A 20288-nucleotide genomic window follows, 5' to 3' on the forward strand; every position below is an offset into this window, starting at 1 on the left:
CTCCTGGTGAGAGAGGGCGTGATAACAATCTTAGTTACGGAACGGATTAGTGCCTTTGCTGGCGGACGTAGTGGTACGTGCTGCCGCTGGCTGTGCAGCTGGCGCGCTGCCGTTTGCATTGAAGTTATCAACGGCGGCAACCTGATCCGGGTTCTCTGGCGCGACGCTTTCTGGCGACGTTGAAACCGGTTTGCCCAGCGTGCTGTTCAGCATCTGCAGATCCTGCTCGTTCAGTGTACCCAGAGCCTGCTTGATATTCAGCTGGTTAATCAGGTACTGGTAACGCGCGCTGGAGAGCTGCTGTTTCGCGTTGTACAGCGTGGTGGTCGCGTCCAGCACGTCAACGATAGTACGTGTACCGACGGAGTAACCGGCTTCCATCGCGTCCAGAGAGCTCTGTGCAGACACCACGGCCTGTTTATAGGCGTTGATGCTGCTGATTGAAGCGTTCACGTTGTTGAAGGAAGAACGCACGGTTTGCACCACATTACGATGTGCGCTTTCCAGCTGCTCGCTCGCGCCAACAAAGTTGTACTGCGCCTGTTTCACCTGGGAATTCACCATACCGCCCTGGTACAGCGGCAGGGAGAAGCTCAGACCCACTTTGTTCTGACCAACATTGCTGTCGTCATATTGTTGGGAAGAGTTGGTTTTAGAGCCGCTATAGCTGGTATCAGAGACACCGGTTGACGCGCTCAGGCTCAGGGTCGGCAGGTGGCCGTCCTGCGCCTGACGAATTTGCTCGCGTGCCAGGTCCTGGCTCAGACGCGCCTGCAGCAACGTCAGGTTGCGGTTTTCCGCCTCTTTCAGCAGGGCGTTAACAGCCTGCGGTTTATCCGTTTTGAAGCTGTCCACATTCAGGGACGCCAGCTCAGGGTAGTAGTTACCGGTGACCTGACGCAGGGATTCCAGCGCGTTGTCGAGGTTGTTACGCGCAGTTACCTCGTTAGCCAGCACGGTGTCGTACTGTGAACGGGCGTTCTGCACGTCGGTGATCGCCACCAGGCCCACGTTGAAGCGCTGGGTGGTTTGATCTAACTGGCGGTAAATGGCCTGTTTCTGCGCTTCGGTGTAAGAGAGCGCGTCAATGGCGCTCAGCACGTTGAAGTATGCGGTGGCCGTGTTCAGGATCAGCGTCTGCTGGTCGGTCTGATAGGTCACATCCTGGATGCCCGCGGTCTTTTCCTGCAGGGTCAGGGTACGCCATTTAGACATATCAAACAGCGTCTGTGTTAATTGCAGTGAGGCGCTGGTAGCATTGGAGTTAACGCCGTTAGCGTCGCGGAAACCATTGCTGTAGGTATAATCTGCACCTAAACCTAACTGCGGCAGCAGCGGGCTACGCGCTTCGTTAATCTTTTCAAACGCAGCATCACGATCGGCCGCTGATTTACGTAAATCAGGGTTGCCCAGACGTGCCTGCTGGTAGACCTGTAACAGGTTTTCCGCCTGGCTCATTGCACTGAAGCCCGTCAGGCTCAGGCCGATAAGGATGGGGAGCAATTTCTTCATTTGCATTCCTTGTTGTGAAGCAGTATTAGCGCTGATCTAATTAAAAAATAATTGCCGATTCTAACAGAATCATCCACACCAAAAGGTTGGCGTTACGTGCCATCTGGCGGTAATTTGCACCAATCTACCATATAGCCTTACAAACGGCAGCCAAACAGCCTTGAAATTCACAATTTCATCACCATTGCTACCAGGACTCGACTCATGCAAAAACCAGAAAAGTTGCCCGTGACATTCGCCAAAAACGATGTAGAAATTATTGCACGAGAAACGCTTTATAGCGGTTTTTTTTCAATGGATCTTTACCGTTTCAGGCATCGCCTGTTTAACGGTGAAATGAGCGGCGAAATCCGACGTGAAATATTTGAGCGCGGGCATGCGGCTGTCTTGCTACCCTTTGACCCAGTGCGAGATGAAGTGGTCCTGGTGGAGCAGATCCGTATCGCCGCGTATGACACCAGCGAAAGCCCGTGGTTACTGGAGATGGTGGCCGGGATGATTGAAGAGGGCGAGTCGGTCGAAGATGTCGCCCGTCGCGAGGCGCTGGAAGAGGCCGGGCTGGTGGTGGGCCGCACAAAGCCGGTGTTGAGTTATCTGGCAAGCCCCGGAGGCACCAGCGAGCGCTTGTCCATTATGGTGGGCGAAGTGGACGCCACGACGGCGGAAGGGATTCATGGTCTGGCTGATGAAAACGAAGATATTCGGGTTCATGTGGTGAGCCGGGAACAGGCTTATCAGTGGGTAGAAGAGGGGAAAATCGACAACGCAGCATCTGTCATCGCCCTGCAATGGCTGCAGCTGCATTATCAGACATTACGACACGAGTGGAAAAAATGAAGCGCTATACGCCTGACTTCCCAGAAATGATGCGCCTGTGCGAAACCAATTTTGCACAGTTGCGCCGCCTGCTGCCGAGAAACGACGCACCCGGCGAAACGGTAAGCTATCAGGTGAGCAACGCGCAGTATCGGTTAACGATAACAGAATCAACGCGCTACACTACGCTGGTGGAAATAGAACAAACAGCGCCCAGCATTAGCTACTGGAGCCTGCCGTCAATGACGGTGCGCCTCTATCATGACGCGATGGTCGCTGAAGTGTGTTCAAGTCAGCAGATCTTTCGCTTCAAGGCGCGGTATGATTACCCGAATAAAAAGTTGCATCAACGCGACGAAAAGCATCAAATTAACCAGTTTTTAGCCGACTGGCTAAGATATTGTTTAGCACATGGAGCAATGGCGATTCCGGTTTGTTAGCGTCATAAACCTACCTAAGGACACCATTTGGAAAGCCTGTTGAACCTGACTGTTGCTGGTGGGGCGCCAGTCAGGATATTACAAATCACCGATACCCACCTTTTTGCCGAAAAGCATGAGACTTTGCTGGGGGTCAACACCTGGGAGAGTTATCAGGCGGTACTAAGCGCCATTCACGCTGAAAACCGTGCATGCGATCTGATTGTCGCAACGGGCGATCTGGCGCAGGACCAGTCCTCCGCGGCCTACCAGCATTTTGCTGAAGGCATCGCGAGCTTTAGCGTGCCTTGCGTCTGGCTGCCCGGAAACCACGATTTCCAGCCTGCAATGTACAGCTCCCTGCAGGATGCGGGGATTTCTCCGGCAAAATGCGTATTTGCAGGTGAACAGTGGCAGATCCTGCTGCTGGACAGCCAGGTATTTGGCGTCCCGCACGGTGAGTTAAGCGAGTTCCAGCTCGACTGGCTGGAGACCAAACTGGCTGCCGAACCTGAACGTCACACACTGCTGTTGCTCCATCATCATCCGCTGCCGGCGGGCTGCAGCTGGCTCGATCAGCACAGCCTGCGTAACTCTGCGGCGCTGGATAGCGTGCTGGCCAAATACCCGCGGGTGAAAAATCTGCTGTGCGGACACATTCATCAGGAACAGGATCTCGACTGGAACGGACGCCGCATGCTGGCGACGCCGTCAACCTGCGTGCAGTTTAAACCGCACTGCGCCAACTTTACGCTGGATACTATCGCGCCAGGCTGGCGCTGGCTGGAACTGCATGCCGACGGCACGCTGACCACGGAAGTCTGCCGTCTGGCAGGCGCAGAGTTCCGCCCGGATACCGCTTCAGAAGGCTACTGATGTCTACGCTCCTTTATCTGCACGGATTCAACAGCTCGCCGCGCTCCGCAAAAGCGACACAGTTTCGCCAGTGGCTGAGCGAGCATCACCCCCACGTTGAGATGATTATCCCGCAGCTGCCGCCTTATCCGGCGGAGGCGGCGGAAATGCTCGAATCGATCGTGCTTGAGCACGGCGGTGAATCCTTTGGTGTGGTCGGCTCGTCGCTGGGTGGATACTACGCCACCTGGCTCTCGCAATGCTTTATGCTGCCCGCGGTTGTGGTTAATCCGGCGGTACGGCCATTTGAGCTGCTGAGGGACTTTCTTGGCGAAAACGAGAACCCCTACACCGGGCAGCAATATGTGCTAGAGTCACGCCATATTTACGATCTCAAAGTTATGCAGGTCGACCCGCTTGAAGCGCCGGATCTCATCTGGCTGCTGCAACAGACGGGTGATGAAGTGCTGGATTACCGCCAGGCAGTGGCGTATTACGCCTCCTGCCGCCAGACTATAGAAGAGGGCGGAAATCATGCTTTCACGGGCTTTGAGGATCATTTCACCCAGATTGTCGATTTTCTTGGACTGCACAGCCACTGACAATCAATGCGAATTGCTAGTTTAAATCATGACGCAAACCTATAACGCTGATGCCATTGAGGTCCTCACCGGGCTTGAGCCGGTTCGCCGCCGCCCGGGGATGTACACCGATACGACGCGCCCAAACCATCTGGGCCAGGAAGTTATTGATAACAGTGTGGACGAAGCGCTGGCGGGCCATGCCAAACGCGTTGACGTTATCCTGCATGCCGATCAGTCGCTGGAAGTCATCGACGACGGCCGCGGCATGCCGGTGGATATCCACCCGGAAGAGGGCGTGCCTGCCGTTGAGCTGATCCTCTGCCGTCTGCATGCGGGCGGTAAGTTCTCCAACAAAAACTACCAGTTCTCCGGCGGCTTGCACGGCGTGGGGATCTCCGTGGTTAACGCCCTGTCAAAGCGCGTGGAAGTGAACGTCCGTCGTGACGGCCAGGTCTACAACATTGCGTTTGAAAACGGCGAGAAGGTGCAGGATCTGCAGGTTGTCGGCACGTGCGGCAAACGCAACACCGGCACCAGCGTCCACTTCTGGCCTGACGAAAGCTTTTTCGACAGCCCGCGCTTTTCCGTTTCTCGCCTGACGCACCTGCTGAAAGCCAAAGCGGTGCTGTGCCCGGGCGTGGAAATCACGTTTAAAGACCACGTTAATAATACCGAACAAACCTGGTGCTACGCCGATGGTCTGAACGACTACCTGTGCGAAGCGGTAAACGGCCTGCCAACGCTGCCGGAAAAACCGTTCGTCGGTAACTTTAACGGCGATACCGAAGCCGTAGACTGGGCGCTGCTGTGGCTGCCGGAAGGCGGCGAGCTGCTGACCGAAAGCTACGTCAACCTGATCCCAACCATGCTCGGCGGTACGCACGTCAACGGCCTGCGTCAGGGGCTGCTGGACGCGATGCGCGAGTTCTGCGAATACCGCAACATTCTGCCGCGCGGCGTCAAGCTGTCGGCGGAAGATATCTGGGACCGCTGCGCCTACGTCCTTTCCGTGAAGATGCAGGATCCGCAGTTTGCCGGGCAGACCAAAGAGCGTCTGTCATCGCGCCAGTGCGCGGCGTTCGTCTCCGGCGTGGTGAAAGATGCGTTTACCCTGTGGCTGAACCAGAACGTCCAGGCGGCAGAGATGCTGGCGGAAATGGCGATCTCCAGCGCTCAGCGTCGTCTGCGTGCCGCCAAGAAAGTGGTGCGTAAAAAGCTGACCAGCGGCCCTGCGCTGCCGGGCAAGCTGGCGGACTGTACCGCGCAGGATCTCAACCGTACCGAGCTGTTCCTCGTGGAAGGGGATTCGGCGGGCGGATCGGCCAAGCAGGCGCGCGATCGTGAATATCAGGCGATCATGCCGCTCAAGGGTAAGATCCTGAACACCTGGGAAGTTTCTTCAGACGAAGTGCTGGCCTCGCAGGAAGTGCATGATATCTCGGTGGCTATCGGTATCGATCCGGACAGCGACGATCTGAGCCAGCTGCGCTACGGCAAGATCTGTATTCTCGCGGATGCGGACTCCGATGGTCTGCACATCGCCACGCTGCTGTGCGCGCTGTTCGTGAAGCACTTCCGCACGCTGGTGAAAAACGGTCACGTCCACGTGGCGCTGCCACCGCTCTACCGTATCGACCTTGGCAAAGAGGTTTACTACGCGCTGACGGAAGAAGAGAAAGCGGGCGTGCTGGAGCAGCTCAAGCGTAAGAAGGGCAAACCAAACGTGCAGCGCTTTAAAGGGCTGGGCGAGATGAACCCGATGCAGCTGCGTGAAACGACGCTGGATCCGAACACGCGCCGCCTGGTACAGCTGACCATCAGTGACGAAGACGAGCAGCAAACCAACGCCATGATGGATATGCTCCTTGCCAAGAAGCGTTCTGAAGACCGACGTAACTGGCTGCAGGAGAAAGGCGATATGGCGGATATTGAGGCCTGATGTCCCCTCACCCTAACCCTCTCCCCAAAGGGGAGAGGGGACTTAAAACACCCTCTCCCCTTTGGGGAGAGGGCTGGGGTGAGGGGAACACCCCGGACTGACATCAAAACTCCATCTTCACCGTCAGCTGCACTTCGCGCGGATCGCCAATCTGGTTGCCCAGGTTGTTGGTCGCGATAGACGAGGTGTAGTAAGTCTTATCAAACAGGTTTTTCACGTTCACCTGCAGCGTCACCGGATACTGCAGCTTCATCTTATACGCCGCAAACGCATCCGCCACGAAATAGCCCGGCAGATAATAATCCGCCCCGTTGGTCGCTGAGCGACGGCTCACGCCGTGCCCGCCGCCGCCGAGCGTCAGGGTATTTCCGGCAAACGCATTGTGAATATCGTAGGTCAGGAACAGGGAGCCAGTATGGCGCGGCACGTTCGGCAGCGGTTTGCCGGCATAGTCCGGATCTTCCAGCACCTTCGCGTCGGTATAGCCGTAGCTGGCAATAATATTGGTGTTTTCGGTCAATGACCCTGCAACATCCACCTCCACGCCCTGAGAGCGCACGCGGCCTGCCGTTTTGGCGATGGTCTCACCCCCGATGCTTTCGTTATACAGCACGTTGCGCTTGTGAATATCAAACAGCGCGATGTTGGCAGTAATGCCGTCGAACAGGTCAAATTTTGCGCCCACTTCGTACGCGTTTGAAGTTTCCGGCGGCAGGTCGCCAATGTAGCTCGCAATGGACGACTGCGGCATAAACGTCTGGGAATAGTTGGCAAACAGCGAGACGGATGGCGTCAGTTTGTAAACCAGCCCCAGCTTCGGCGTCCACTGCTCGTCGCGGCTGTCGGTATTGACGTTAAACGGGCGGCCTTTGCCCGCGTACTGGGTGTAATACTGGTAGCGCAGCCCGGCGACGGCGATCCATTTATCCGTCAGGTACAGGGCATCCTGGGCGTAGGCCGAGTAGCTCTCCTGCCTGAGCGTCTGGTCGCTGTCAGGGGCGGAGACGGTTGTACACTCGTCGAGTTTGCCGTAGACCGGATGGTAGATATTGAAGCCTTTAACGTTCTTACAGCGCATCATGTCCGTGCGCAGCAGATCGTAATTTTCATACGACACGCCGGTGAGGATCTCATTGTAAAAGCCCGCAATATCCACGTTGCCTTGAAGATCCGCACGGGTGCTGTGCATACGCTGGGTCGAGCCCTGGGTCGCATCCACGCGGCGGGTCAGGGTGCCGGTTTTTGAATCGTAGGCCATGACGCGGGCCTGGTTATCGTTGTATTTATCCTGGCTGTAGCTGTAGTCGAACTTTGCGGTCCACTGGCTGTTGAGGCGGTATTCCGCGTTGAGCTGAGCGAGATCGGACTGCCCGTCGGTCACGTTAAACGGCTCGTCAAAGCGGGTTTTGCGATCGACGTCGACGGCCTTTTTAGTGTTGAGATCGAAGATCGTTCCGCGATCGAACGGCGTTTTATAGTCGCGATGCGAATAGAGCACGGTCACGGTGGCATCGTCGCCGAACCACGTCAGCGACGGGGCGATAAATGTGCTGCGTTCATTGCCGAAGTCGCGCCAGTAATCCTCGTCCTGATATTCACCCGTCAGGCGATACGCCAGGCGCGTGCCGTCAATCGGGCCAGTAACATCAACCTGTCCGGTACCGCCGCCAAAGCTGGAAGAGGTGGCAGAAATCGAGCCGCCGAAGGTTTTCTCCGGGCGCTTCGTGACGACGTTAATCAGGCCGCCGGGATCGAGAATGCCATACAGCGTCGAGGCCGGGCCTTTCAGCACTTCCACGCGTTCGGTTGCGGCATTAAAGCTGCGCGGCAGGACGGTGCGCAGGCCGTTGGTCATGATCGAGCCGTCGCGGTTTGCGCCGAATCCGCGGCGCACAAAGGCATCCTGCGTGCCGCCCAGGGTGTTGGTCTGCACCACGTTGCTGACGTTATACAGCGCTTCATCCAGCGTGGTGGCGTGCTGATCCTCCAGCACCTTATCGCTGACGGTATTCACCACCTGCGGGATATCCAGCATCGGCATGTTGGTCAGCGTGGCGGTGGAGGTGTTCAGCGGCTGGTAACCGTGAGTGGCTTCCGTCGTAGCATTTGGATCGGCGGTGACGGTAAGCGTTTCGCCGTCTTTAGCCGTGGTGTCTGCTGCCTGCACCAGCGGCGCCATAAACAGCAGTGAGAAGAGCGCGCGCCCTTTTACCCCAGAGAGTGAAGGTGTGAACGTAGCCATTACATCTGTTATCCCGAAATATCCGTGAATCACCTTCACGGAAGAACGTGTGAGTCATTGCCCTTTAAGATCTGCTCGTTAGCCAGAGACGGCATCGAACATGTAATTGAGAATCATTCAATCATGCGGAAGTGTAGTAGTAAATGAAAAAAGCTAAAAATCGACTACATGAATTAAACGCAGCGGCGAAGTGCGAATTTAAATAACTATCTCTTTGATGAAATTGAAGTTATCTGTATGTTGCTTACCGTAGTCGTGCTTAGTTATCCCTGGTTTATTCAGGGTGTTTCTTCTCTTGACTACTACATGGCGCGGCCTCAAACTCTCAAAAGAGAATGATTTTTATTTATATTTGTTTCCCATTTTTATTACGTTGGCATGCACGTGGCTCACAACACGACAAAACCGGGGCTGGTTCTGGAGAATCTTTCTGCCGGTTATCAGAAAAAAATCATCGTCGATGATATCTCCCTTGCGATCCCACAGCAGAAAATCACCGTTCTGGTGGGCGCGAACGGCTGCGGAAAATCCACGCTGCTGAGCACCATTGCGCGTTTGCTCCAGCCGCTTGGCGGCGCGGCCATTCTCGACGGCAAGGCAATCCACGCGCAGCCGACCAAAGCCGTCGCCCGCCAGCTTGGCATCCTGCCGCAGTCTCCGCTGCTGCCGGAAGGGTTAACCGTTTTTGAGCTGGTCTCGCGCGGGCGTTTTCCCTGGCAGAACTTTATGCGCCAGTGGAGCGACGAGGACGAGCAGGCGGTGGAAGAGGCCCTGCGCCTGACCGGCACGGCTGAGTTTGCCCACATGCCCGTCGAAAGCCTCTCCGGCGGCCAGCGCCAGCGCTGCTGGATCGCCATGGCGCTGGCGCAGCAAACGCCGTACATCCTGCTGGATGAGCCCACGACGTTCCTCGATCTTCGCTACCAGGTAGAGATCCTCGAGCTGTTGCATACGCTGACGCGTGAGCACGGACGTACCGTGGTGGTGGTGCTGCACGATCTGAACTTCGCCGTGAACTACGGAGATTCGCTGGTCTTTTTACGCCAGGGAAAAGTGGAGGGCGTATTGCATGAGGGCGACGTCTGCACGCCGGAGCTGATTAAATCGGTGTTCGATGTCGACGTGCATATGTCCAACAATCCGCTGACCGGTAAACCATTCTTTATGCCGTTTCGCCAGAGCAACCCACAGCCATGATTCGCACCTCTCTGGCTTTCCTCATGTTCGCCCTGCTGCTGGTAACGGGCGCGATTGCCCATCTGGGGATCGGCGCACGCTTTATCGCCCCGCAAACGGTGGTGGAGGCTTTCCTCCACTTCGACCCGCGCAATTTCGACCATAACATCATCATCAAACTCAGACTGCTGCGCCTCTGCGCCGCGATGGTGACAGGCGCCGCGCTCGGCGTGGCGGGCGTGCTGCTGCAATCCGTGATCCGCAACCCGCTCGGCGAACCGCATATTCTGGGGCTTAACGCCGGGGCGGCGCTCGCGGTAGTGCTGACGAGCGCGCTGGGGATGACGCTGCCGTCTGGTCGCCCGCTGATTGCCGCAGCCGGAGCCGCGGCGCTGTTTCTGCTGGTACTCACGTTCTCCTCTTCCGGTCGCACCGGGCTGACGCCGATGAAAGTCACCCTGTGCGGCGTGGCGATGTCGGCGTTTGCTTCGTCGATTACCGCCACGGTGCTTATTCTTGATGAACAGACGCTGCTCACCATGCGCACCTGGCTGGCGGGGGATTTGGCGGGGGTTAGCGGCGAAACGATCGCCGCTGCCACAGGAGTGGCTTCCGTGGGTTTTGCGCTGGCGCTCTGGCTGTCGCCGTCGCTCAACATGCTGGCGCTGGGCGACAGGATGGCGCAGGGGCTTGGCGTATCGCTGCTTAAAATACGGCTGCTCGCCCTGCTGGCCATCGCGCTGCTCTGCGGTGCGGCGGTCTCCATCGCCGGGCCGATCGGCTTTATCGGCCTCGTGGTGCCGCAGCTCGTTCGCCGTCTGGTGTCGGTCGATCTGCGCGTGATGGTGCCGCTGTCTGCACTGTGCGGGGCGCTGGTTCTGCTGCTCGCGGATATCGCTGCCCGCACGCTGTTTTCGCCCTGGGAGCTGGCAACCGGCATCATGACCGCGCTGGTTGGCGCCCCGGTCTTTATCTTCATGGCCTCGAGGATGTTTAAATGAACCGCGCCGGACTTCGTGCGTTGCGCGTTGGCACCTTCTCGGCGCTGGTTCGTCCCGGGGCGCTGGCATGTCTGGTCATCCTGGCGCTGGCCGCCTGCCTGCTGACGGGGTTTGGCCTGACGCACGGCTCTCTGCCCATCCCCACTTCCGCCATTGGGCGCGCGCTGTTTTATCCAGAAACCCTGACGTCAGAGACGCGCTACATCGTGATGGATATCCGCCTGCCGCGCCTGCTGATGGCGGCGCTGTGCGGAGCGATGCTCGGCATGGCGGGGGCGGCGATGCAGTCTATTACCCGCAATGGCCTGGCCGATCCGGGGCTTATTGGCGTGAAAGAGGGCTGTAGCGCGGCGGTACTGCTGCTGATATTTCAGTTTCCGGCGCTGGGCCTGGCCTGGCGGCCGCTGGTCGGCATGGGCGGCGGGCTGCTCACCGCGCTGCTGGTGGTAGCCCTGGCGCGCGATATCTCACGTCCGCGATTCATCCTGATCGGCATCGGCGTGTCGTGGGCCTTTGCTGCCGCAATGGGCGTCTTTATGACCACGGCGGACGTGCGCGACGTGCAGACGGCGATGCTGTGGCTGGCGGGTAGCCTGCATGCGGCAAACTGGACGCTGGTGGGGTTAGCCGCGCTCTGGGCTGCCCCCGCGTTTGCGCTGCTGCTGTTTACCGCCCGCGCCGCGGACGTGGCGTTACTCGGCAACCACGCCGCAGCGGGCCTTGGTGTGCGCACAAACAGGCTGGCGCTGCTGCGCGTTCTCGCTCCGGTAGTGCTGACGGCGGCCTGCGTCTCCTGCGTGGGCAGTATTGGTTTTGTCGGACTCATTGCGCCGCATATGGCGCGCCTGCTGCTGCGAGGCGGACAAACCGCGCTCCTGACGGGAAGCGCCGTGCTGGGGGCGCTGCTGGTGCTGCTGGCGGATAACGTCGGGCGGCTGGCGTTTCTTCCGCTGCAGCTGCCGGCGGGAATTGTGATTTCACTGACTGGCGGACCGTTTTTCCTGCTGCTGCTCTGGCAGCGTCGGGACAGATTTTAGGGGATTAACATGCGCATACTGTTTTCAATGCTGTTGCTGGTGGGATTTGCTGCAAGCGCGGCGGAGCCAACGCAGACGTTTACTGACGATCTGAACCGTAAGGTGGTGGTGCCGGTGCATCCAAAACGGATCGTCTCGTTACACGATCTGGATATCACCATTCCGCTGATTGAGCTTGGCGTGCCGCCGGTGGCAAGCCATGGCCGCACGCGGCCGGACGGCAGCCATTTTCTGCGCTCCAGCGGCATGTTAACGGGCGTCGACTTCGATAATTCCGACATCAAATTTATCGGCACTGCCGATATCGACATAGAGGCCATCGCCGCCGCAAAACCGGACCTGATCGTTACCGAGCCGACCCGCAACACCCCGGTGGAACAGCTGGAGAAAATTGCCCCAACGGTGAGTATCGATCATCTCGACGGCGGCGCGCCGGAGATCTACCGCAAGCTGGCCCAGCTGACGGGAACGCAGGCGCGGTTCAGAGTTCTGGAGCGGCGCTATCAGGAGCAAATTAAGGCGCTGAAAGCGACTATCGATACCCGCAAGATAACCGTGTCGGTGATTCAGGCCAATCAGGGGAAAATCAACGCCATGCACAGCTACCACTCTCTCGGACGCGTGCTGCGTGATGCCGGGTTTTCTTTCCCGCCGCTCATTGAGTCCATCCCGGAAGGAGGGCGGATTGACGTCAGCGCCGAGCGCCTGCCGGAGCTGGATGCCGATTTCGTTTTCGCCACCTGGCGAGGGGATACCGGCGGCAAACCGCAGGATGAGCTGGCGGCGATGGAGGCGGTGATGCCGGGCTGGTGTCAGTTCCTGAATGCCTGCCGGACCGGGCACTACGTGCTGATCTCGCGTGAAGAGGCTATCTCGAACTCGTTCGCCTCGTTAGGGCTGATGGCCGCGCAGATTCAGTCGCAGATTGCCGGACGTCCGCTGCCGGAGGCGTCACGGTGAGCCGAAAAGTCGACATCTTTGGCGATCGCCTTCGCTCGCGATCGCACCAGCTCACGCCGCGCCTGCTGCAGGTGGCACGCTATATCAATGAAAATCGTGAAGCGGTGATGGAGCAGACGGCAATGGAGATCGCGACGCTGCTTAAAACGTCGGATGCCACCGTCGTTCGCGCCATCCAGGCGCTGGGTTTCGCCGGGCTGCGCGATCTCAAGCAGACGCTGGAGCAGTGGTTTGGCCCGGTCGTGACCTCCAGCGAAAAGATCTCCACCACGGTGAATACGCTGACCAGCGACGTCAATGCGAGCATTGATTTCGTGCTGGAGGGGCATCAGCACACCTGTGAAGTGTTGTCTGAACCCCACAACCGCTTCGCGATGGCGCAGGCGGTCTCCCTGCTGGCGCAGGCGAGGCAGGTTGCCATATTTGGGATTGGCGCGTCCGGCATTCTGGCCGACTACACCGCCAGGCTGTTCAGCCGGATGGGGCTACCCGCCACGCCGCTTAACCGTACCGGAATAGGGCTTGCCGAGCAGCTGATTGGGCTTCAGCGCGGGGATGTACTGATCATGATGGCGCAAAAATCCGCGCATCGGGAAGGACAAACCACGCTACGCGAAGCGAAACGGCTGGGGATCCCCACTATTTTGCTGACCAATGCCATCGACTCGCGATTCAGCAAAGAGGCCAGCGTGGTGATCCACGTCCCGCGTGGCGGCGAGAAGGGCAAAATCCCTCTCCACGGCACGGTGCTGCTGTGCCTGGAGATGATTGTTTTGTCCGTCGCCTCCACCGAGCCGCAGCGCACCATCAAGTCGATGAAGCGTATTAACGAGCTTCACCGTGGGTTAAAGCCGGGCAAGAAGAGCAGTTGATTGTCTCCCTCTCCTTTGAAGGAGAAGGCTGGGGTGAGGCGTCATACCGCACGATGGTTCTTCCGGTACTGCAGCGGCGTCTCACCAATCCCCTTCTTAAACGCGCTGATAAACCAGGTGACGTCAGAAAATCCCACCCGCGCGGAAACCTCACGCACGCTCGCGTCGCTGTGCAGCAGGTATTCGCACGCCTTACGCAGGCGGAGCGTGTTCAGATAGTGGTGGATTTTCTCCCCCGTCTCCGCATGGAATTTTCGCGACACATAGCTGCGAGATTTCCCCAGCTCCGCCGCCAGCGCGTCAAGGTGGAATTTCTCCTGATAATGCTCATCCAGCCAGAACATCACCTGGCTGGCGATCCCCTGGCTGCTGCCCGGTGCGCCGGAACGATCGTCAGGCAACATAGCGAACAGGCCGATCAGCAGCCCGGCGATGTTTTCGCTGGTCATCGGCGGCGGATAACAGCTGAACAGGTGATCGACATGGCTATGGCAGTGCGCCAGGTCAACCACCCACGCCTCTGAGCCGCGACGCGACAGTTTCTCCAGCCGCTGCTGCGTGTGGGGGAAATCACGCAACGCCTTTAGCACCGCATGGTGGTCGAGATGAATAATCGTGCGCCGGTAAATCGCTTCTGCCTGTTCGTCCACTCTCACTTTATGCAGGGTGAAGGGTGGAAAGAAAAACAGGCGTCCGGGGCGCATGGTGTAGTGACGATTATCGACAATCGCGACGCCAAACCCTTCTTCTACATACAGAATTTCCAGACACTGATGCCAGTGGTGGTAACGCACCGTGTTGGCAAACAGGCGGCTGAACGACGCTACTGTGTCGTTTAAGGTAATCAACTCAAGATGATCGGATGTTGGCGCGTTGTGCATAGTGCAATAAAACTCAACTTTTCCCCGTCGGTAGAGATTTATAAACCACCTTTTTAAATTTTATCAACCGCGGGTTTACTGAACATTCTCACCTGTGACATGGCTAACATTTCTCCACCTTACGCATTCACTATGCTTGGCCGCAATTGATGACGAGGGTGGAACTATGTGGGCGACAAACGACGAAAAATCAAATCCGTTGTCTTCACGCCAGGATGTCGTGGTGTCTCTGAATACCTTACTTGGCGCGCTGGATAAGAAATTCCCGGTAAATCATTCGCGGTTCTCGCTGGGTGAGACCTGCGCGCACTATCCGACGGATATCGCGCAGATGGAAGGGCTCTCCCGCGCGCTGTGGGGGCTGTTTCCGCTGTTGGCTTCGGGCGATGTTTCGCCGTTTAGCGAAAAGTACATAGAGGCCATCAGGATCGGCACCGATCCGCAAAGCTCAGGCTACTGGGGCGAAACCGGCCCGTACGATCAGCGTCTGGTCGAGATGGCATCCTACGGTCTGGGGCTCTCCCTGATGGGGAATAAACTCACCGATTTCTTCAGCGAGCGCGAAGTGATGAATCTGCACGCGTGGCTCAATCAGATTACCGATGCGCCGATGCCGGACAGCAACTGGAATTACTTCGCTATCATGGTCCAGCTTGGCTTTAAGCGCGCCGGGCTGCCCTATAACCAGGCCGCCATTGACCAGCGGTTTGCGCTGATGGAGGCCTATTATCTGGGCGACGGCTGGTATTCCGACGGTCCTGGCCGTCCGAAGGATTACTACATCTCCATGGCGTTCCACTTCTACGGTCTGATTTACGCCACTTTAAGCGGCGATGAGGCGAGGGCAGAGATGCTGCGCGAGCGTTCGAGGCGTTTCGCTGAAGATTTTATCTACTGGTCCGCCGCGGACGGCGCATCGGTACCGTTTGGCCGCAGCCTGACCTACCGTTTTGCGATGGTCGCCTTCTGGAGCGCGGTCGCTTTCTCCGAACTTGACGTGTACACGCCGGGCATCGTCAAAGGCATCGTGTTGCGCCATCTGCGCTGGTGGCAGCAGCAGCCGATAACCGACCGGGACGGCATTCTGACCCTCGGTTTTGCCTGTCCAAACCTCGCCATGTGTGAGGACTATAACTCTCCCGGCTCGCCCTACTGGGCGCTGAAAAGCTACCTGATTCTGGCGCTGCCGGAGACGCATCCGTTCTGGCAGGCAGAAGAACAGCCGCTGCCCGCGCTGGCGGAAAAGCGCGTCATCCCGCACGCGCAGCAGATCCTGATGCATTCGACGAACTCTCAGCACGCCATCATGCTCACCGCCGGTCAACTGGAGCTGAACAACTATGTTAACACCGAAGCGAAATACACCAAATTTGCCTACTCCAGCCGCTTTGGCTTCACCATTGAGCGCGGGCGCTTTGGCCTGAAGCATGCGGCCTGTGATTCTATGCTGCTGCTGGCGGACGGGGATAACTATTTCCGCGGCCGTCGCGAGTGCGACGTGGTGCGGGTGGATGAAAACTACATCTATTCACGCTGGTCGCCGTGGCACGATGTGCATATCGAAACCTGGCAAATTCCCTTCGGCGAGTGGCATTTGCGCCTGCACCGCATTAACAGCGCGCGCACGCTGCAAACGGCCGAGGGTGGTTTCGCCGTGATGAAAACCGGGCACCAAATCCGCGCGCGCGGCAGCTATCTGGCGGCAGAGAACGGCAGCAGCGCGATTGTCGATCTGTCGCCCTTCATTGAACGCCTTCCGGACAGCATCGTCACGCCGCCGAACAGCAGCATCATGTTCCCGGAGTGCGCCTCCATTCCGCTGTTAACAACCGATCTCCATCCGGGAGAGAGCTGGCTCTGTTGCGCCGTCATTGCCAGCGAAAAACACAACATTGTGGCCGCGCCGCACCTGGATATTACCCATAACCAGGTCGCGATCCGCGAACCTGGAGGCGAACGTCTGCTGTCGTTCACGTTATAAAAATTCTGACCCTACACGTCGGCGAGGATGCTATGAAAAAGACATCTACAACGAACAGAAGTGAATATTACAAAATCAGCAGCTTTATTTTTCTCTACTTTTTTACCTGGTCTGCCAGTATTGGCCTGCTGGCGATCTGGCTCGGCCAAAAAGCCCATCTCAGCGGTTCGGTAATTGGCACCGTCTTCGCGGTTAACGGTATTTTCTCCGTTATTCTGAAGCCGATTTATGGCTATATTCTCGATAAGATCGGCATGAGCAAATACCTGCTCTATTTTGTAGTGATCATGTCGGCCCTGATGGCGCCGTTTTTTATATACGTCTATCAGCCGCTGTTAATGTCCAATACCCTGCTGGGGATTATTATCGGCGCGCTCTATTTAAGCTTTGCCTGGTATGCGGGCGTCGCGGCGTGCGAATCCTATTCCGACCGCTTCAGCCGCTTAAACGGCATGGAGTTCGGGCAAATTCGTATGTGGGGATCGCTCGGCTGGGCGGTGGCGTCCTCTTTCTCCGGCCTGCTGTTTAACCTCTCTCCGGCGTATAACTTCATTCTCGGCAGCGTGGCGTCGGTGGTGATGCTGATTGTCCTGCTGAGCCTGAAAGTGAACACTAACTCCGCATACGCGGGCGAGGTGCTGACGAAAGAGAAAATCGCCCCGTCGGACGTGTATGCCCTGCTGCGTAACCGCAAATTCTGGGCTTTTTGCCTGTACGTGGCGGGCGTGGCGTGGATGATGTTTATCGCTGAGCAGCAGTTCTCACGTTATTTCGTCACCTTCTTCGATGATATTCATGAGGGCAACGCGGTGTTTGGCTATCTCGGCACCGTGCAGTCGGGCATGGAATTCGTCATGTATATGGTTGTTCCGCTGTTCGTGAACGTTATTGGCGCCAAACGCGGGCTGTTAATTGTCGGGCTGGTGGTAGGGGCGCGGCTGATTATTTCCGGGATGTGCGACTCGCACCTGTTAATTTCCGTTCTCAAGCCGCTTTACGGTCTGGAAATTTGTCTGCTGCTGGTGTCGGTATTTAAATATATCGCAGAGCATTTCGACAAGCGCGTGAACGCCACCATGTATTTACTCGGTTATCAGGCGATGCTCTATGTCGGCAACGTGGTGGTTTCCTCACCTGCCGGATATATGTATGACCGCATCGGTTTTGAGCAGACCTATATCATTATGGGCGCAACGGCGCTGACCTTTACCCTTATTTCTGCCTTTACGTTATCAGCCTGCCAGAGCAAATGGCGCGGCCCCCGTCCGCTGAACGTAGCAGAAACTTCATCACGCTGACCACAAGGAACCGAAATATGTTAAGTCGTATCAGAGAGGAACGCCTGTCTGCCATTCCTGTTCCCGTAGACTCGCGCCTGTTTAGCGATGAACTGACCTCCGCGCGCAGCCACGTCCTCGAGCTGATTAGCCGTCATTTAACGGTATTCGGAGAGCAGTTCCCGGCGGAAACCTGCCAGAACGGTTTTTACCCGCTGACGGACAACGTAGAGTGGACCACCAGCTTCTGGACTGGCCAGCTATGGCTGGCGTGGGAGATGAGCGGAGAGACAAAATTCCGCGCGATGGCGGAAAAGCACGTGCGCTCGTTCGGCCTGCGCATCGCCGGGCGCAGCGACACCAACACCCACGATCTGGGCTTCCTGTACACGCTCTCCTGCGTGGCGGCCTGGCGACTCACCGGCAGCCGCCAGGCGCGCGGCTTCTCCCTGCTGGCGGCGGAAGCCCTGCTGGAGCGCTTCCATGAGAAGGCGCAGATCATTCAGGCGTGGGGCGATCTTTCAGACCCGGAGCAGGCCGGGCGGATGATCATCGACTGCAACATGAACCTGCCGCTGCTCTACTGGGCAACGGAGCAGACGGGGGATCCGCGCTTTGCTGACGCCGCAAAATCGCACGTCATGCAGGCGGCGAGGTATCTCATCCGCGACGATGCCTCGACGTTCCACACCTATTACATGGATGTGCAGACCGGCGCGCCGCGCTATGGTAATACCCAGCAGGGGTATGCCGACGACTCCTGCTGGTCGCGCGGGCAGGCGTGGGGAATTTACGGCTTCCTGCTGAGCTATATCTATACCGGCGACGAGACGATGATCGCCCTGTCCAAACGGCTGGCGAACTACTTTCTCAACCGCCTGCCGGAGGATTATGTCTGCCACTGGGATCTGGCGCTGGTGGGGACCGACGCGCTGCGCGATTCGTCTTCTGCGGCAATTGCGGTGTGCGGGCTGCTGGAGCTGGTGAAGCATCTGCCGCTCACCGATCCAGACCGGGAGCGGTATCTGGAGTGGGCCAAAGGCATTATGTCGTCACTGACGAAGCACTACCTGATGGGCAAAGAGGAGAAGGGCACCGGGCTGCTGAAGCACTCGGTCTATCACCTGGCGAGCAACAAAGGCGTGGATGAGTGCGCAAGCTGGGGAGATTACTTCTACGTGGAGGCGCTGGTGCGCTTTACGCAGAGCTGGAAACTGTACTGGTAAAAACGGTCGGGGGGCGACCCCCGACTCGCGGATCACGCTTTCGGAATACGCAGCGTCTGGCCTGGGTAGATTTTATCCGGGCTGGAGAGCATCGGGCGGTTTGCCTCAAAGATCTTGTTGTACTGGTTGGCATCGCCGTACACGGTTTTGGAGATAGCGCTCAGGGTATCGCCGGATTTCACCGTGTAGTAGGTGGCTTCATCTTTGGCATCGGTCGTGGTGATGTTGTTTTCCACCTCGCTGACGCCCGCGATGTTGCCGACGGCGACCTGGATTTTTTCTTTCTGCTCCTGGGTCAGCCCGTCGCCCGTCACGCTGGCTTTGCCGTCGGTAACGTTAACCTGAACTTTGTCTGAACCGGGAATGTTGAGTTTCTTGAGGTGCTCGGTGATTTTGTCGCTCTGGCCTTTATGATCGGTCAGGTTATCCCATAGCTTTTCGCCTGCTTCTTTCACGAAGTTAAAAAGACCCATTCCATCCTCCTGTTAATCATGAAGTCAGAATAAGCATAGCAGGTCAGAGAGATTTCCCTCCCCGAAAGGAGAGGGAAGGCAGGTTTTTAAACCCCTTGCTCCAGAATACGGATATGGGTCTCCAGCACGTCACCTTTTACCGCATCGCTCCATGCCTTCATGTGCGCGGTCTGCAGGTGTGCTTCAAGGTGCGCGACGGTTTCCCACTGCTCAACCATGATAATGGAGTCTGGCGCAGTGGCCTGGAAGCTTGCGTCGGTAGCGGCATCCACCATCGGCGCGTAGCCGTGGCAGCCTTCTTCTTTCAGTACGGTTGGGATGATTTTCGCGAACTGATCCAGCACCGCCTGACGGTGATGTTGACCTGGACGAGTACGGATTTCTGCGATTACTGTAAGCATGGTTACTACTCCTTTAATTTCAGGCTACCAGTTAAGCAAAAATTTTCGCGAGATGCTTGCGATATTCTGCGATATAGCTCGGGACGTCAGGCATTTTAATCACGTCATTGACGATAAAGGTCGGCAGCGGATCCATCCCCAGGAACTGGTTCGCCTTGTGGAACGGCAGATACGCGCCGTCTACGCCCACGCCTTCAAAGAACTGATCTTTTTCGGTAAACGCTTCCAGAGGGGCGTTCCAGGTCAGGGAGAGCATATATTTTTTCCCCTGAATCAGGCCGCCGGAGCCGTATTTTTTAGAGGCATCTGAGCGGGTACGGCCGTCGCTGGCATACAGCGAACCGTGACCTTCGGTGAAGACGTCGTCCATGTACTTTTTCACGGTCCACGGCGCGCCCATCCACCAGCCCGGCATCTGCCAGACAACCACGTCGGCCCACAGGAAGTTCTGCACTTCGGCCTTCACGTCATAGTTGCTGTCCGCGCGCACGACCTTAACATCATGCCCGGCGTCGCGCAGGAAACCGTCCGCGACCTCGGTCAGGGTGTCATTCAGCTGGCCTTTAGAGTGCGCGAACGCTTTCGCGCCGTTGATAATCAGAATGTTGCTCATTTTTTGTCCTCGGTGATGAGAGT

General features: G+C 57.5%; 19 protein-coding genes. 13 read left to right on the plus strand and 6 right to left on the minus strand.

The window, feature by feature from the left end:
• Nucleotides 1-30: 30 nt before the first annotated feature.
• Nucleotides 31-1512, minus strand: coding sequence for an outer membrane channel protein TolC (gene tolC, locus ACWKXT_RS16975; protein ID WP_454527548.1), 1482 nt, complete (start codon nucleotides 1510-1512; stop codon nucleotides 31-33).
• Between the two features lie 204 nt (nucleotides 1513-1716).
• Between tolC and nudF the strand changes: the two genes are divergently transcribed.
• From nudF to parE, 5 genes are read left to right on the plus strand one after another with little or no spacing between them, the layout of a single operon-like run.
• Complete coding sequence (nudF, locus tag ACWKXT_RS16980; protein ID WP_080328224.1) at nucleotides 1717-2349, plus strand: ADP-ribose diphosphatase; 633 nt, start codon at nucleotides 1717-1719, stop codon at nucleotides 2347-2349.
• A complete protein-coding gene (locus ACWKXT_RS16985; protein WP_003862516.1) occupies nucleotides 2346-2768 on the plus strand; it encodes a DUF1249 family protein in 423 nt (140 codons plus the stop codon). Before nudF ends, ACWKXT_RS16985 begins: the two co-directional genes overlap by 4 nt.
• A gap of 27 nt (nucleotides 2769-2795) precedes the next feature.
• A complete protein-coding gene (cpdA, locus tag ACWKXT_RS16990) occupies nucleotides 2796-3623 on the plus strand; it encodes a 3',5'-cyclic-AMP phosphodiesterase (RefSeq protein WP_080328223.1) in 828 nt (275 codons plus the stop codon).
• On the plus strand, nucleotides 3623-4204 hold the full coding sequence (gene yqiA, locus ACWKXT_RS16995; RefSeq protein ID WP_041908103.1) for an esterase YqiA: 582 nt from the start codon (nucleotides 3623-3625) through the stop codon (nucleotides 4202-4204). Before cpdA ends, yqiA begins: the two co-directional genes overlap by 1 nt.
• A 28-nt stretch (nucleotides 4205-4232) precedes the next feature.
• Nucleotides 4233-6125, plus strand: a complete 1893-nt coding sequence (parE, locus tag ACWKXT_RS17000; protein ID WP_454527547.1) for a DNA topoisomerase IV subunit B — start codon at nucleotides 4233-4235, stop codon at nucleotides 6123-6125.
• 103 nt (nucleotides 6126-6228) lie between these two features.
• Here the strand turns inward: parE and ACWKXT_RS17005 are convergent, their stop codons facing one another.
• A complete protein-coding gene (locus tag ACWKXT_RS17005; protein ID WP_454532975.1) occupies nucleotides 6229-8367 on the minus strand; it encodes a TonB-dependent siderophore receptor in 2139 nt (712 codons plus the stop codon).
• A gap of 384 nt (nucleotides 8368-8751) precedes the next feature.
• Here ACWKXT_RS17005 and ACWKXT_RS17010 point away from each other — a divergent pair, with 384 nt between their 5' ends.
• The 5 genes from ACWKXT_RS17010 to ACWKXT_RS17030 are packed head-to-tail and all read left to right on the plus strand — an operon-like array spanning nucleotide 8752 to nucleotide 13413.
• Nucleotides 8752-9564 (plus strand): ABC transporter ATP-binding protein, encoded by an 813-nt coding sequence (locus ACWKXT_RS17010; RefSeq protein ID WP_454532976.1) that lies wholly within the window; start codon nucleotides 8752-8754, stop codon nucleotides 9562-9564.
• Nucleotides 9561-10544, plus strand: coding sequence for a FecCD family ABC transporter permease (locus ACWKXT_RS17015; RefSeq protein ID WP_454532977.1), 984 nt, complete (start codon nucleotides 9561-9563; stop codon nucleotides 10542-10544). The genes ACWKXT_RS17010 and ACWKXT_RS17015 overlap by 4 nt, the downstream gene beginning before the upstream one ends.
• Nucleotides 10541-11581: a FecCD family ABC transporter permease gene (locus ACWKXT_RS17020; RefSeq protein ID WP_454532978.1), complete on the plus strand. Its 1041-nt coding sequence runs from the start codon at nucleotides 10541-10543 to the stop codon at nucleotides 11579-11581. Before ACWKXT_RS17015 ends, ACWKXT_RS17020 begins: the two co-directional genes overlap by 4 nt.
• A 9-nt stretch (nucleotides 11582-11590) precedes the next feature.
• A complete protein-coding gene (locus tag ACWKXT_RS17025) occupies nucleotides 11591-12541 on the plus strand; it encodes an iron-siderophore ABC transporter substrate-binding protein (protein WP_454532979.1) in 951 nt (316 codons plus the stop codon).
• Nucleotides 12538-13413, plus strand: a complete 876-nt coding sequence (locus ACWKXT_RS17030; RefSeq protein WP_454527541.1) for a MurR/RpiR family transcriptional regulator — start codon at nucleotides 12538-12540, stop codon at nucleotides 13411-13413. Before ACWKXT_RS17025 ends, ACWKXT_RS17030 begins: the two co-directional genes overlap by 4 nt.
• A 41-nt stretch (nucleotides 13414-13454) precedes the next feature.
• On the opposite strand, the gene ACWKXT_RS17035 is transcribed toward ACWKXT_RS17030, so the two are convergent.
• On the minus strand, nucleotides 13455-14294 hold the full coding sequence (locus tag ACWKXT_RS17035) for an AraC family transcriptional regulator (RefSeq protein WP_454532980.1): 840 nt from the start codon (nucleotides 14292-14294) through the stop codon (nucleotides 13455-13457).
• 166 nt (nucleotides 14295-14460) lie between these two features.
• On the opposite strand from ACWKXT_RS17035, the gene ACWKXT_RS17040 reads away from it, so the two are divergent.
• The 3 genes from ACWKXT_RS17040 to ACWKXT_RS17050 are packed head-to-tail and all read left to right on the plus strand — an operon-like array spanning nucleotide 14461 to nucleotide 18778.
• On the plus strand, nucleotides 14461-16275 hold the full coding sequence (locus ACWKXT_RS17040) for a DUF2264 domain-containing protein (protein ID WP_454532981.1): 1815 nt from the start codon (nucleotides 14461-14463) through the stop codon (nucleotides 16273-16275).
• A 32-nt stretch (nucleotides 16276-16307) separates the two neighbouring features.
• Nucleotides 16308-17573, plus strand: coding sequence for an oligosaccharide MFS transporter (locus ACWKXT_RS17045; RefSeq protein WP_454532982.1), 1266 nt, complete (start codon nucleotides 16308-16310; stop codon nucleotides 17571-17573).
• A 17-nt stretch (nucleotides 17574-17590) separates the two neighbouring features.
• The gene (locus ACWKXT_RS17050) at nucleotides 17591-18778 is read left to right on the plus strand and encodes a glycoside hydrolase family 88 protein (RefSeq protein WP_454532983.1); all 1188 of its coding nucleotides are present in this window, start codon (nucleotides 17591-17593) and stop codon (nucleotides 18776-18778) included.
• Nucleotides 18779-18810: 32 nt separating this feature from the next.
• On the opposite strand, the gene lysM is transcribed toward ACWKXT_RS17050, so the two are convergent.
• The 3 genes from lysM to ACWKXT_RS17065 form a co-directional block, all read right to left on the minus strand.
• Nucleotides 18811-19251: a peptidoglycan-binding protein LysM gene (lysM, locus tag ACWKXT_RS17055; RefSeq protein ID WP_028014428.1), complete on the minus strand. Its 441-nt coding sequence runs from the start codon at nucleotides 19249-19251 to the stop codon at nucleotides 18811-18813.
• A gap of 86 nt (nucleotides 19252-19337) precedes the next feature.
• On the minus strand, nucleotides 19338-19652 hold the full coding sequence (locus ACWKXT_RS17060; protein ID WP_008502984.1) for a putative quinol monooxygenase: 315 nt from the start codon (nucleotides 19650-19652) through the stop codon (nucleotides 19338-19340).
• Between the two features lie 31 nt (nucleotides 19653-19683).
• Nucleotides 19684-20265 (minus strand): NAD(P)H-dependent oxidoreductase, encoded by a 582-nt coding sequence (locus ACWKXT_RS17065; RefSeq protein WP_454527535.1) that lies wholly within the window; start codon nucleotides 20263-20265, stop codon nucleotides 19684-19686.
• Nucleotides 20266-20288 lie beyond the last annotated feature (23 nt).

Source organism: Enterobacter sp. UPMP701 (assembly GCF_053709515.1).

Coding starts and splice junctions, on each gene's coding strand:
- nudF (WP_080328224.1), top strand. CDS start 1,717: ATGCAAAAACCAGAAAAGTTGCCCGTGACATTCGCCAAAAACGATGTA.
- ACWKXT_RS17060 (WP_008502984.1), bottom strand. CDS start 19,652: ATGCTTACAGTAATCGCAGAAATCCGTACTCGTCCAGGTCAACATCAC.
- ACWKXT_RS16985 (WP_003862516.1), top strand. CDS start 2,346: ATGAAGCGCTATACGCCTGACTTCCCAGAAATGATGCGCCTGTGCGAA.
- ACWKXT_RS17045 (WP_454532982.1), top strand. CDS start 16,308: ATGAAAAAGACATCTACAACGAACAGAAGTGAATATTACAAAATCAGC.
- ACWKXT_RS17005 (WP_454532975.1), bottom strand. CDS start 8,367: ATGGCTACGTTCACACCTTCACTCTCTGGGGTAAAAGGGCGCGCGCTC.
- ACWKXT_RS17035 (WP_454532980.1), bottom strand. CDS start 14,294: ATGCACAACGCGCCAACATCCGATCATCTTGAGTTGATTACCTTAAAC.
- ACWKXT_RS17065 (WP_454527535.1), bottom strand. CDS start 20,265: ATGAGCAACATTCTGATTATCAACGGCGCGAAAGCGTTCGCGCACTCT.
- ACWKXT_RS17050 (WP_454532983.1), top strand. CDS start 17,591: ATGTTAAGTCGTATCAGAGAGGAACGCCTGTCTGCCATTCCTGTTCCC.
- ACWKXT_RS17040 (WP_454532981.1), top strand. CDS start 14,461: ATGTGGGCGACAAACGACGAAAAATCAAATCCGTTGTCTTCACGCCAG.
- tolC (WP_454527548.1), bottom strand. CDS start 1,512: ATGAAGAAATTGCTCCCCATCCTTATCGGCCTGAGCCTGACGGGCTTC.
- lysM (WP_028014428.1), bottom strand. CDS start 19,251: ATGGGTCTTTTTAACTTCGTGAAAGAAGCAGGCGAAAAGCTATGGGAT.
- ACWKXT_RS17020 (WP_454532978.1), top strand. CDS start 10,541: ATGAACCGCGCCGGACTTCGTGCGTTGCGCGTTGGCACCTTCTCGGCG.
- parE (WP_454527547.1), top strand. CDS start 4,233: ATGACGCAAACCTATAACGCTGATGCCATTGAGGTCCTCACCGGGCTT.
- ACWKXT_RS17015 (WP_454532977.1), top strand. CDS start 9,561: ATGATTCGCACCTCTCTGGCTTTCCTCATGTTCGCCCTGCTGCTGGTA.
- yqiA (WP_041908103.1), top strand. CDS start 3,623: ATGTCTACGCTCCTTTATCTGCACGGATTCAACAGCTCGCCGCGCTCC.
- ACWKXT_RS17025 (WP_454532979.1), top strand. CDS start 11,591: ATGCGCATACTGTTTTCAATGCTGTTGCTGGTGGGATTTGCTGCAAGC.